The 11,778-nt window shown below is 71.1% G+C and carries 11 protein-coding genes; 3 read left to right on the top strand and 8 right to left on the bottom strand.

Annotated features, from left to right (window positions below; all coding sequences use genetic code 11):
• Positions 1-53: 53 nt before the first annotated feature.
• Positions 54-671, bottom strand: coding sequence for a GNAT family N-acetyltransferase (locus tag ABZ914_RS35890; RefSeq protein ID WP_190857636.1), 618 nt, complete (start codon positions 669-671; stop codon positions 54-56).
• A 324-nt stretch (positions 672-995) separates the two neighbouring features.
• On the opposite strand from ABZ914_RS35890, the gene ABZ914_RS35885 reads away from it, so the two are divergent.
• A complete protein-coding gene (locus tag ABZ914_RS35885) occupies positions 996-2,228 on the top strand; it encodes an aminotransferase-like domain-containing protein (protein ID WP_500198725.1) in 1,233 nt (410 codons plus the stop codon).
• 98 nt (positions 2,229-2,326) lie between these two features.
• A complete protein-coding gene (locus ABZ914_RS35880; RefSeq protein ID WP_347256741.1) occupies positions 2,327-3,268 on the top strand; it encodes a D-alanine--D-alanine ligase family protein in 942 nt (313 codons plus the stop codon).
• 2,086 nt (positions 3,269-5,354) lie between these two features.
• Here the strand turns inward: ABZ914_RS35880 and ABZ914_RS35875 are convergent.
• The 3 genes from ABZ914_RS35875 to rsmG form a co-directional block, all read right to left on the bottom strand.
• Complete coding sequence (locus ABZ914_RS35875; RefSeq protein WP_500198721.1) at positions 5,355-6,368, bottom strand: ParB/RepB/Spo0J family partition protein; 1,014 nt, start codon at positions 6,366-6,368, stop codon at positions 5,355-5,357.
• The gene (locus ABZ914_RS35870; RefSeq protein ID WP_318839258.1) at positions 6,365-7,243 is read right to left on the bottom strand and encodes a ParA family protein; all 879 of its coding nucleotides are present in this window, start codon (positions 7,241-7,243) and stop codon (positions 6,365-6,367) included. Before ABZ914_RS35870 ends, ABZ914_RS35875 begins: the two co-directional genes overlap by 4 nt.
• Positions 7,244-7,551: 308 nt before the next feature.
• Entirely contained in the window at positions 7,552-8,241 is a 690-nt protein-coding gene (gene rsmG / locus ABZ914_RS35865) for a 16S rRNA (guanine(527)-N(7))-methyltransferase RsmG (protein ID WP_500198723.1), read from the bottom strand.
• Positions 8,242-8,442: 201 nt separating this feature from the next.
• On the opposite strand from rsmG, the gene ABZ914_RS35860 reads away from it, so the two are divergent.
• A complete protein-coding gene (locus tag ABZ914_RS35860; RefSeq protein ID WP_190857644.1) occupies positions 8,443-8,931 on the top strand; it encodes a DUF6458 family protein in 489 nt (162 codons plus the stop codon).
• Positions 8,932-9,543: 612 nt separating this feature from the next.
• Here the strand turns inward: ABZ914_RS35860 and ABZ914_RS35855 are convergent.
• The 4 genes from ABZ914_RS35855 to rnpA all read right to left on the bottom strand — a co-directional run.
• A complete protein-coding gene (locus tag ABZ914_RS35855; protein ID WP_190857646.1) occupies positions 9,544-10,029 on the bottom strand; it encodes a Jag family protein in 486 nt (161 codons plus the stop codon).
• Positions 10,030-10,065: 36 nt separating this feature from the next.
• Positions 10,066-11,103, bottom strand: a complete 1,038-nt coding sequence (gene yidC / locus ABZ914_RS35850; RefSeq protein ID WP_500198719.1) for a membrane protein insertase YidC — start codon at positions 11,101-11,103, stop codon at positions 10,066-10,068.
• Positions 11,096-11,467: a membrane protein insertion efficiency factor YidD gene (yidD, locus tag ABZ914_RS35845; RefSeq protein ID WP_500198717.1), complete on the bottom strand. Its 372-nt coding sequence runs from the start codon at positions 11,465-11,467 to the stop codon at positions 11,096-11,098. Before yidD ends, yidC begins: the two co-directional genes overlap by 8 nt.
• Positions 11,464-11,778: ribonuclease P protein component (gene rnpA / locus ABZ914_RS35840; RefSeq protein ID WP_500198715.1), on the bottom strand; the 315-nt coding region annotated here is incomplete at its 5' end. The genes rnpA and yidD, both read right to left, overlap by 4 nt.

The following is an 11,778-nucleotide window of genomic DNA, read 5'->3' as shown; positions in this document are numbered from 1 at the left end:
ACCGGGATGCGGGCCGTTCCACGTGTCCATGGACAGGAGCCGCTCAGACGGCCTCAGACGGGACGCAGCGCGCCCTCCGGGGTCATGGAGCCCAGCAGCCGTTCCAGAGCCACCTCGACGTCCTCACGCCACGACAGGGCCGACTTCAGCTCCAGCCGCAGCCGCGGGTACCGGTGGTGCGGGCGGACGGTCTTGAACCCCACCGACAGCAGGTAGTCGGCCGGCACCATGCAGCCGCCCTCCTCGCCCTTCAGGTCGCCGAACGCCTCGATCGCCTTCACCGCCCGGCGCGTCAGGTCCTTCGCGACGCCCTGCACGAGCATCCGGCCGAGCCCGCCGCCCGCGAACTCCGGCAGGATGTGCGCCGTCATCAGCAGCACCGCGTCCGCGCTCACCGGGCTCGTCGGGAACGCCACCGACCGCGGCACGTACAGCGGCGGCGCGAACATCACGAACCCCGCCGGCACGTCGTCCACGTACGCGATCTTGCCGCAGGAGCCCCACTCCAGCAGCGTGGAGGAGATCCACGCCTCCTTCTCCAGCGCCGCGTCGCCGCTCGCGTGCGCCCGGTCGCGGCTGACCGGATCCAGCTCCCAGAACACGCACCCGCGGCAGCGATGCGGAAGATCGTCCAGATTGTCCAGCGTGATGTTGACGAGACGACGCGACACCGGGCCGGCACCCCCTGCTGGCATCCTCGTCCGCCGGGCGAAGACCCCCGCCGCGGCCGGGACCTTCGGGGCGGATCGCCCACTTGCGCGAAAGTTCCCGGCAACAAACCGGGATCCTCGGGCATCGTATCGGACGGGGGACGAGCGGCCGGGCGCCGCGCCACGTGCGGGAACCGCCGAACACGCGAGGTACGGGGTTCGCCCGATCCCCCCGGAGCCCATGCCGTAACTTTGCGGTCAAGCCAGCCCCACCGGAGGTGCCACGTGGAACAGCACTCGCGAACCGATGCCTACAGCGACCGCTACGCCGCCCGCGCCGCCGGCATGGTGCCGTCGGAGATCCGGGCTCTGTTCGCGATGGTCGCCCGCCCCGAGGTCGTCTCCCTCGCCGGCGGCGCGCCCTACGTGTCCGCGCTGCCCCTCGACGCCGTCGGCGCCCTGGTCGGCGACCTCGTCGCCGGAAAGGGCGCCGAGGTCCTCCAGTACGGCTCCGCGCAGGGCGACGAGACCCTCCGCGAGCTCATCTGCGACGTGATGGCGCTCGAAGGCGTCCAGGGCTCCGCGGACGACGTCGTCGTCACCGTCGGCGCCCAGCAGGCCCTCGACCTCATCACCAAGATCTTCGTCGACCCCGGCGACGTCGTCCTCGCCGAGGCCCCCTCCTACGTCGGCGCGCTCGGCACCTTCGCCGCCTACCAGGCCGACGTCGTGCACGTCCCCCTCGACGAGGGCGGCCTGATCCCGGCCGCGCTCCGCGAGACCCTCGACCGGCTCCGCCGCGAAGGCCGCCGCGTCAAGTTCCTCTACACCGTCCCCACGTTCCAGAACCCCGCCGGCGTCACCCTCACCGCCGCCCGCCGCGCCCAGATCCTGGAGATCTGCGCCGAGCACGACGTCCTGATCGTCGAGGACAACCCCTACGGGCTCCTCGGCTTCGAGGGCGAGCCGATGCGGGCGCTGCGCGCCGACGACCCCGACCGCGTCATCTACCTCGGCTCGTTCTCCAAGACGATCGCGTCCGGCCTCCGCGTCGGCTGGGTCCTCGCCCCGCACGCGGTGCGCGCCAAGCTCGTCCTCGCCGCCGAGTCCGCGATCCTCTGCCCGTCGAACTTCTCCCAGCTCGCCGTCCGCGAGTACCTCGCCACGCAGCCGTGGCGCGAGCAGATCAAGGACTTCCGCGAGCTCTACCGGGAACGCCGCGACGCCATGCTCGACGCCCTTGACCAGCTCATGCCGGAAGGCTGCACCTGGACCCGTCCCGCCGGCGGCTTCTTCGTCTGGGTCACCCTTCCCGAGGGCCTCGACGCCAAGGCGATGGCGCCCCGCGCGATCGCCGACCGCGTCGCCTACGTCCCCGGCACCGGCTTCTTCGCCGACGGCGGCGGCCGCCGCAACATGCGCCTGTCCTACTGCTTCCCCGAACCGCACCGCATCCGCGAGGGCGTCCGCCGCCTCGCCGCGGTGGTGGAGAAGGAGATCAGGCTGCGGGACACTTTCGGCGGAGTCGAGCACGACGGCCCCGGCGGTGTGCACACCCCGGGCCCCGGCATCGTCTGAACGGATACCACCCGGTTTCGCGTAACCGCGCCGGCTCCCCCATGCTGGGAGCCGGCGCGTTTTTCGTGACCGCTCCTACCGCCAGAAGGGCACCTGCTGTGGAACTCGGGCACGTCGTCGTCCTCGCCGGGGGACTGTCCTACGAGCGAGAGGTCTCGCTGCGCTCCGGCCGCCGCGTCACCGACGCGCTGCGCGCCCTCGACATCCCCGTCGAACTGCGCGACGCCGACGCCACGCTCCTGGACTCCCTCGCCGACGACCCGCCGGACGCCGTGTTCCCCGTCCTGCACGGCGCAGCGGGGGAGGACGGCTCGATCCGCGACGTCCTCGACCTCCTCGACGTCCGCTACGTCGGCGCCCGCGCCGACGCCTGCCGCGTCGCCTGGGACAAGCCGACCGCCAAGTCCGTCGTGCGCCAGGCCGGCCTGCGCACCCCCGACTCCGTCGCCCTCCCCAAGGAGGTCTTCCACGACCTCGGCGCCGCGTCCGTCCTCGACCAGATCATCCGCGGGCTCGGCCTCCCCCTGTTCGTCAAGCCCACGCGCGGCGGCTCCGCGCTCGGCACGTCCGTCGTGCACGAGCCGTCCGAACTCTCCGCCGCCATGGTCGGCTGCTTCGCCTACGGCGACGCCGCCCTCGTCGAACGCTACGTCGAGGGGACCGAGATCGCCGTCAGCGTCATCGAGCGCCACGGCCATCCCCAGGCGCTCCCCGCCGTCGAGATCGTCGCGCCGGGCGGCCGCTACGACTACACCGCCCGCTACGACGCGGGCGACACCGAGTTCGTCACCCCGGCCCGCCTCACCCCCGACGCCGCGGACCGCGCCACCGCCGCCGCCGTCACCGCCCACCGCGCCCTCGGCCTCCGCGACCTCTCCCGCACCGACCTCATCGTCGACCCCGACGGCGAGGTCCACTTCCTCGAGGTGAACGTCGCGCCCGGCATGACCGAGACGAGCCTCCTCCCCCGCGCCGTCAGCGTCGCCGGCCTCGACCTCGGCGAGGTCTGCCGCGACCTCCTCCTGGCCCAGTTCGCCTGACCGATGTTTCACGGGAAACGCACGCCCTCCCCAAGCCCCCGCCAACGTTTCCCGTGAAACATCCCCAGGCAAAGGCATGCCGCAAGTTCGCAAAGAGGAAGGCCGACAAGCGACGGTCGCCAGACGCCGTGCACAGATGACAGGGCGACCACGAACGGGCAGCGGCCGCAGCGTCGCGAGCGCGGCAGCCAGGCAACAGCGGGCGGCGGCAACACAAGGATGGTCGGGGGAGGCGGACGCGGCGGCTACCGCATGACCCGGCAAACGACAGGCTTCGTCGGCAGCTCCTACCCGGAGCCCGGCACCACACGCGACAGACATTTCCAGCGCACCAAACGAGGCTCCGTGCGCGCGAGCGCGCCAGCCGAGACCCGACATGGCAGCGCTCACGGGCCACAGGCACACAGCGGGCGGTGGACGATCCCCCATGAATGGCGAGGAACTGCCAACGCGCGAGGCGCGACGATTCACACGGGGCAAGCCGTCGGCACCGCCGGCTGGCGGATGGATCCGGACCGACTCTGCCCGGTGCAGGGGAGTGTCCTGCGCACCCTGCGGGGATGGCGGGATCAGGAGGGGCCGCAGCATTGGGCAAATAGGCAGCCTGCGTGAGGCGGAGACGGCGGATGGGCACAGATCTGCAGAGGGCTCCATCACGACGCGGCAGGCTCGGGCCGCAGCATCGCGGCGATGGCGCGGACTCACCAAGCGCGCCTCCGGACCGGCGGTGCGAGGGCGTCCCCTAGCAAGGCCCGCAACGGCGTGCTGAGAAAGAGCATGCTCGGCTGAACCCACACGCGGTGCGATCCAAACGGTGGCCCCGTCGAACCCGGCACGACGGTGGCTCGACGCGACGCCGCCCACCGATCAGCAAATCGCAGCCACCCTGGATTCAATGAGCCAACCCGGGGGGACGGGGGACGGACATCTCACCGGTATCACCCCGCTCATCATCCGCCGGAGCGGCGTGGTGCCCGGTGCTCGCCCCAAGCGCCAGCACCACCTACCCACCGGAGGCGTCTACGGGAGCCGTATGCCTCGCAATCCCAGCCGCGACGAGCCGTGCGCTCGGCTTTCATACCCACAGATTCGCTAGTCCTTGACAGCAGCCCCGCCAGCCGTCGGCCGGCTGGAGTCGCCAACCGGCCGGTGCAGCCGTCTGGGAAAGCCGCCAAACGAAGTCTTTGCTGTGACCTCCCGCCCGGAAGAGTCTTGGAAGCCATCCTCCTGATGTGCCGCGCTAGTGATCTGGTCTTGGGTGGCGCTGGGCTGCCCACACCGACACTTGCCGACGGCCGCCGGGAACGGCGAGGCGCCAGTGGCCGCCCCGACGGTCGGTCAACGCCTCCGCCGCCTGAGAACGCTCGCCTCGCCGTCCGCCCGCCGTCGCTGGCCTCCCCCACATGCCCCCCACTGGCTCCGAAGGGCTATAGGCCGTCCTGCGCTCACTGCTCTACGCGCTAGGGCTTCCATGGCGGACGCTAGAACGCAGTGGGCGGCTGAATTTCACCCGCTGCGCTCTTGTCTCGATGGTCCGACCGGTGACGGGCGGCCTCTCGCGGAGGGCGGCCAGGCGGAGATGCCTTCACCCGCGTGGTAGATGGGGCATGGCGACACAGGCTGTGTCCGGGCGCCGCTCGCTGGAAGGTGTCGATGTTTCACGCGAAACCTCGATGCGACGCGCAGCTGCAATCCGGTACGGGCGCTCGGGCGCTGAGGAGGGGTCGGGAGAGCTCGTCGGCGATCGGCGGCGGGCACCCGGGCGCCACGGCGGGGCGCAGCCGAACGGCGGATGACGAGCGTGTCCGGCGGCCTCGGTTATCTCGTGGCCGTGCTCGACGGCGATCGCGACGGCGGTGCTGCTCCGCATCGGGCGGCAGGCGGTCCCGTAGGTGAGCACCTCGCAGACGGGGACGCCGGTAAGGCAGAAGGGCGCTTGGGGGAGGGAAGCCGGACAGCGCTCGCGTAGGGGTGGGCGGGCGGGCAGTCGCTCGGGGATGTTTCACGGGGAACATGGGTGCCCGGAGAAAGCGAAGCGCCCCGGAGGAGGGGTTCCGGGGCGCTGAGGGGGACGGCGAGCGGGTGGTTACGGCTCGCCGGGACTGTCGTCGTCGGGGGCCATCGACTTGATGATGCGGTCGAGGTCCTCCAGGGTGGCGAACTCGACCACGATCTTGCCCTTGTTGCGCCCCATGTCGACGCGGACCTTGGTCTCGTAGCGGTCGGAGAGGCGGTCGGCCAGCTCCTGGAGGCCGGGGGCGACGGGCTTCTTGCGGCGGCCCTGCCGGGGCGCCTTCGGCGCGTCCTCGACCTCGCGAAGCGCGATCATCTCCTCGACCGCGCGGACGGAGAGGCCCTCCTGGACGATCCGCTGCGCCATGTGCTCCTGCGCCTCGACGCTGTCGAGGGAGAGGAGCGCCCGGGCGTGGCCCGCCGACAGCACGCCGGCGGCGACGCGGCGCTGGACGGCGGGCGGCAGGTTCAGCAGGCGGAGCGTGTTGGTGATGTGCGGGCGGGACCGGCCGATCCGTCCGGCGAGCTGCTCGTGGGTGGCGCCGAAGTCCTGCAGCAGCTGCTGGTAGGCGGCCGCCTCCTCCAGCGGGTTCAGCTGCTGGCGGTGCAGGTTCTCCATGAGGGCGTCGCGGAGCAGATCGTTGTCGCCGGTGTCGCGGACGATCGCGGGGATGACGTCCAGCCCGGCCATCTGGGAGGCGCGCAGCCGGCGCTCGCCCATGATCAGCTCGTAGTCGTGCTCGCCGGACTCGGCCCGGCGGACGACGATGGGCTGGAGGAGCCCGACGATGCCGATCGACTCGGCGAGCTCCTCCAGGGCCTGCTCGTCGAAGTGCTCGCGCGGCTGGCGCGGGTTCGCGGTGATGGACGTGACGGGCAGCTCGGCGAAGTGCGCTCCGGCGACCGGCTGGATGTCCGGGCTCGCGGCGCCGTCCTGCCCGGGGCCGTTCGGGCCGCCGGGGAAGCCCGGCCCGCCCAGGGCGCCGGTTCCGCCCGCGCCGGACGGGTCGTCCGCCGGCGGTGGGGGCGGGGCGGTGGGGATGAGGGCGCCGAGCCCCTTGCCCAGACCGCGTCGCTGCTGGCTCACTTCCTCGCCCCTCCATGGGCCATTTCCGAGGCCGCCTCGCTGTAGGCGAGGGCGCCGCTGGAACCCGGGTCGTACGTCATGACGGACTGCCCGTAGCTCGGCGCCTCGGAGACGCGGACGCTGCGGGGGATCACCGTGTTGAGGACGACGTCCCCGAAGTGGTTGCGAACGTCGTCCGCGACCTGCGCGGCGAGCCGCGTCCGGGCGTCGTACATGGTGAGCAGGATGGTGGACACCCTGAGCTTCTGGTTGAGGTGCGCCTTGACGAGGTCGACGGTGCGGATGAGCTGTCCGAGCCCCTCCAGCGCGTAGTACTCGCACTGGATCGGGATGAGCAGCTCGTCGCCGCCGACGAGGGCGTTGACGGTGAGCAGGCCGAGCGACGGCGGGCAGTCGATCAGCACGTAGTCGAACTTGTCGGTGTCGTAGGCGTCCAGCGCGCGGCGCAGCCGGGACTCGCGGGCGACCTTGGAGACGAGCTCGATCTCGGCGCCGGCGAGGTTGAGCGTCGCGGGGGCGCAGTACAGGTTCGGGATCTCGGGGGCGGCGACGACGATGTCGGCGAGCGCCATGTCCTCGATGAGGACGTCGTAGATGGACGGGATCTCGGCGTGGTGCTCGACGCCCAGGGCGGTGGACGCGTTGCCCTGCGGGTCCAGGTCGACGACGAGCACCTGCGCGCCGTGCATGGCGAGCGACGCGGCGAGGTTCACCGAGCTGGTGGTCTTGCCCACCCCGCCCTTCTGGTTGGCGATGGTGATGATGCGGCAGCGGTCCGGCCGCGGCCATTCGCGTTCCCTGCGGCCGGACATCGCCTTGAGGGCGGTGACCGCTGTTTCATGTGAAACCTTGGCGTCCTTGAGCGCCTCGCGCACGAGTTCTGACTCCCCCTGAGATGGTCCCTTGCGCGGACCCGCCTGCTGTGTGCCGGCGCTGGTCGGCACATAGCCGACGTTCTCCGCGGTACCGGACGTCGTGTTACCCCACATTGCGTGCCCGGAGGGCGCGGCCGCCGGCGTCGTCACGGCGCCGGCGTCCCCCCGCGTCCCCTCGTCGGCCTGCGCGCCCTGGCCCGCGGGGGTCTCCCGCGCGGGCTCCGAGGCACCGGTCCCGCCCGGGCCGGGCGGCTGTTCGTCGGGGGATTCGTCGGCGCGGTCAGGCCGTCCCAGTCCTGGTCCCGTGCTCATGAAGACCTCTTCCTCGACCTTCCAGCGCGTCGGGGCGCGCTCTGTCGTCGCCCGGCCGCTGCACTCCGGTCCGCCGGCCTGCCGGCGACCACACGGACAAGCGTTGTCGGCGGGTCGACCATACCGCGCCCGACTTGGAGCAGTTCGGTCTCCCGCACCCCGAAACGCTGCAGAACGGGTGCGGCCTCGTCGAGTTCGGCCGCGGCCCGCTCGCCTTTCAGCGCGAGCAGTTCACCGTCGGGACGCAGCAGCGGCAGCGCCCACTTGGCAAGACGTTCGAGAGGGGCCACCGCGCGCGCCGTCGCGACGTCCACCGAGAACTCCTTGGTGACGTCCTCGGCCCGGGCGCGGCGGACCTCCACGTTCCGCAGATCGAGCATCTCGACGCACTCGCTGAGGAACGTTGTCCGCCGGAGCAACGGTTCCAGGAGCGTGATGCGCAGGTCGGGCCGGACGATCGCGAGCACGATGCCGGGCAGTCCGGCGCCGGATCCGATGTCGACGACCTGGGCGTCCGCCGGGATCGCCTCGGCCACCACCGCGCAGTTGATCAGGTGGCGTTCCCACAGCCGGTCGGCCTCGCGCGGGCCGATCAGCCCGCGTTCGACGCCCGCGTCGGCGAGGAACGCCGCGTAGCGTTCCGCAACCGGCAGTGTTTCCCCGAAAACCTCGCGTGCAATCCCCACCGTACGAATCGTTCCATAAAACGGCGTGGCGGCGTACACACGCAACGTCCCAGGAGGCAACAGCATGACGCTTTCGGGGGGCGAACCCCGTCCGACAAGGCCTCTTCCTTGCGATATGGCAAGAACCACATGTCCTTCCGCATATTCGGCGCTCGCCGGGTAGAGGGACGGTGTCGCCCCCCTTGGAAGGAGCTCCGAGCCATGGGAATCGGAGTCAGTCTCGCGTTCATCGCCATCGGAGCGATCCTCGCGTTCGCCCTCCGCGTCGATCTCGCCGGCGTCGACATCCACCTCGTCGGCTGGATCCTGATCGTGGTCGGGGCCGTGAGCATGGCCTTCACCCTCAGCTACACGCGTCCGCGGCGCCGCGCCGGCCGGGTGGTCGGAGCAGACCCCGCTTACGGGGACGAGCCGGGCACCGTGGTGCGCGAGGAGCACATCATCGAGGACCCCGCCCCTCCGGGACGTCCCGCCGAGCGCGTCGAGCGCGTCGTCGAGCACCCCGCGGACGAAGGGGTGACGCACGGGCACGTGGCACAGGACCCCGCGTTCGCGCAGGATCCGGGACGGGCCCAGGACCCGGCCGAGGAGAACAACACCGCGGTCGACTCCGACGCCGTCGACCCGCTGCACGACCCCGCGCCGCGGGAGCGAAGCGTGTACGGGCGGACGCCGCGCGGACGCAGGTGACAGCAGTCCGTCGGGCGGCGCCGCCGTCACCGTCCAGACGGACCCGGGCGGCGTTCGCCGCGAACACCGACCCGGACTCGTCCGACCGATAGACCAGCCCGGTGTGCTTTGGGCGGCGGTGCACACCGGGTTCCAGGGGCCCCGCGCCGGTCAGGGCGCGGGGCCCCGCCCTTTCCACCTAAAGAGACGTCGTGCACCGTCCACCCGCGGAGACGTCCCGCTTCCCCGTCCACAAAGCCACACCAGCCCGCCCCTGCCAAGCTCATCAACACCCACCTCCGCGCCAGCCTCCCCACCTGTGGATAACAAGGCCCTTTATCCACAAGGCATCAGCCCTTAGCCGAGCGAGGCCGGGCTATCTGGACACCACACATGAACCCCTTCACCTGCGGCGATCAAACGCCGACAGGTCGCCTCGGAGATCGTCCCCCGGTGCGAAATCCCCTGGGGAAACAGGAGTGCTGAGCGCGAGTTATCCACAGAACAATGTTCTAGTGCCATAGAGCCCCGGGCATGCGAACGGCCCCGGCGGTGGAGTTCGCCGGGGCCGTTCGGTGGACTGGCTGTTCGCTTGTGGAAACCGCGTCTCGCGTTCCGCCTCGCGGAGATCCGTCAGGACGGGTAGACGACCACGTAGCGGTCGGGCTCCTCGCCCTCGGACTCGCTGCGCAGGCCGGCCGCCGCCACCGCGTCGTGGACGATCTTCCGCTCGAACGGCGTCATCGGCGCGAGCGGCTTGGGCTCGCCCGCCTGCTTGACCTCGTCGGCGACGTCGGTGCCGAGCTTGGTCAGCTCGGCGCGGCGGCGCTCGCGGTAGCCGCCGATGTCGAGCATCAGCCGGGTGCGGTTGCCGGTCTGCCGGTGCACGGCCAGCCGGGTCAGCTCCTGCAGCGCCTCCAGGACCTCGCCGCGCTTGCCGACCAGCTCGTCCAGCGAAGCGCCGACCACCGCGACGATGGCGCGCTCGCCCTCGACGTCCATGTCGATGTCGCCGTCGTAGTCACCGATGTCCAGCAGACCCTCGATGTAGTCGGCGGCGATCTCGCCTTCCTGCTCGAGGGCCTGGACGTCGACCTCGGTGGTGTCGGTCTGGCTCAACGGGGTCTCCTTCTTCGGCGAGGACAGAGGTCCAAACTAGCGCTTCTGGCTTCCGCTGCGCTTGCTGCGCGGCTTGCGGGTCGGCTGGTTGCGGACGACCTTGGGCTTGGTGTCCTCGGGCTCCGGAGCGGGCTCCGGCTCCTTCTTGAGCTTGGCCTTGATCCCGGACGGCGCCTGGCCGTTCTTGCCGGCGGCCGCCTTCGCGCCCCCGCTCTTGGCCCCGGCGGCCTTCGCACCGGGCTTGGCGGCGGTCTTCGTCCCGGTGGACTTGCCGCCCGACGTGGCCTTGGCGGTGGTGGTGTCGTCCGCCTTCTCACCGGGCGGAGGGAAGCGCTTGTAGATGTAGTGCTGCTGCGCGAGCGTCCAGCTGTTCGACGTCACCCAGTACATGAGGACGCCCAGCGGGAAGCCGAGGCCGAAGAGGCCGAAGAGGGGCGCGAGGAAGACCATCATCTTCTGCGCCTGCATCATCGGGTTGGCGTCGGCCGCCGCGGCGGGCTGGCGCTTCATGCTGGCCCGGACGGTGAAGAACGTCGTGCAGGAGCTGATCACCACGGCGATGCCGGTGACGACGATCGCGCTCCAGGTCTTGTCGCTCCAGGCGTTCAGGAACGTGTCCGGGATGTGCGCGCCGAAGATGTTGGCGTGCTGGGCGCTCTGCACCAGGTCCGCCGACATCGCGAAGACGCCGTGGCCGGGCTTGGCGTCCGAGATCCGCTTGAGGGTCTGGAACAGGCCGATGAAGACCGGCATCTGCACGACCAGGGGAAGGCACCCCGACAGCGGGTTGGCGCCGTTCTCCTGGTAGAGCTTCATGACCTCCTGGTTGAGGCGCTGCTTGTCGTTCTTGTACTTCTTGCGCAGCGCCTGAACCTTCGGGTTCAGCTCCTGCATCTTCCGTGAGGCGTGGATCTGCTTCACGAAGAGCGGCACGAGGATGAGCCGCAGCATGACGGTCAGCAGGATGATCGAGCCGCCCCACGCCCATCCGCTGTCCTTGGGGAAGACGACACTCAGCCCCGCGTGAATCCACACGATGAGCTGAGAGACGATCTCGTATAGCCAGTCAAGCACCGGGCAGCTCCTTGGGCTCTGCTAGGGCGGGGCCGCTCTCCTCGCGGCCGGAGTTCGAAGAAGCCGCCTTCGCCTTCGCGGAGGGCGTCTTCTTCGGCGGCACCGGGTCGTAGCCGCCGGGGTGGAAGGGGTGGCACCGCGCGATCCGGCGGACCGTCAGCCACGTGCCGCGCGCCGCCCCGTGCACCTGGAGGGCCTTGAGGCCGTAGGTGCTGCAGGTCGGGGTGAAGCGGCACTGCTGCCCGAGCAGGGGACTCAAGAAGCGGCGGTAGGCGCGGACGAGAAGGATCAACACCGCGGCGACCGGACCAGGGGTGGTCGCCGGGCGCTGGTCGGTGAACGGTTCCCCGTGCCGGTTCCTCATCTCCGCCCCTTGGACGCGGACCGCAGCAGCCGGTCGAGCGCCGACTCGAGATCCGCGGCCAGATCGTCAGGGCGCGCCTCGCCCGCGCGGGGGTTGGCGCGCACTACGAGCAGGCTACCCGGTGGAAGCCGGTCCACGTGCCCGCGCGCGAGGTGCCGGAGCCGCCGCCGCACCGCATTGCGGGTGACGGCGTTGCCGACGTTGCGCGCCACGATGAACCCGACCAGCGCCGGGCCCGCGGCCTCCGCGTCCCCTTCCCTGCGGAGCAGGTGGACGACGACGTTGGCCGTCCGGCGCGGGCGCCGCGCCGG

The sequence above is a fragment of the Spirillospora sp. NPDC046719 genome (genome assembly GCF_040645715.1).
Taxonomy (GTDB): Bacteria; Actinomycetota; Actinomycetes; order Streptosporangiales; family Streptosporangiaceae; genus Spirillospora.
The sequence above is the reverse complement of the archived record's forward strand: the minus strand, read 5'-3'. Positions and strand labels throughout refer to the sequence as shown.

Coding starts and splice junctions, on each gene's coding strand:
- ABZ914_RS35885 (WP_500198725.1), top strand. CDS start 996: ATGGTGCCGTCGGAGATCCGGGCTCTGTTCGCGATGGTCGCCCGCCCC.
- ABZ914_RS35860 (WP_190857644.1), top strand. CDS start 8,443: ATGGGAATCGGAGTCAGTCTCGCGTTCATCGCCATCGGAGCGATCCTC.
- yidD (WP_500198717.1), bottom strand. CDS start 11,467: ATGAGGAACCGGCACGGGGAACCGTTCACCGACCAGCGCCCGGCGACC.